This is a genomic window from Clostridium sp. MCC328 (assembly GCF_018785465.1).
GTDB lineage: Bacteria > Bacillota > Clostridia > Lachnospirales > Lachnospiraceae > Pilosibacter > Pilosibacter fragilis.
Map to the genome: position 1 here is coordinate 1 of NZ_WQPW01000157.1, position 211 is coordinate 211.

1 rRNA gene is annotated in these 211 nt (G+C 56.9%); it reads right to left on the bottom strand.

Annotated features, from left to right (window positions below):
• Positions 1-211, bottom strand: a 23S ribosomal RNA gene (locus GPK83_RS17465); the annotation flags it as partial.

Here is a 211-nt window from a genome sequence, read left to right on the forward strand (position 1 = left end):
ATTCTCTCCTCATCCACCTGTGTCGGTTTACGGTACGGGCACATGGTACACAATAGCGGCTTTTCTCGGCAGCTGGAATCGGATGCTTCCCTACTTTAGTTCGGTCCGCGTCACGCCTTTGGCTTGTCAGACGGATTTGCCTGCCTGACACCTCCTGCGCTTGCCCGGGAATCTGTCCCCCGGTCATCTTATCCCTCTGCGTCCCCACAGT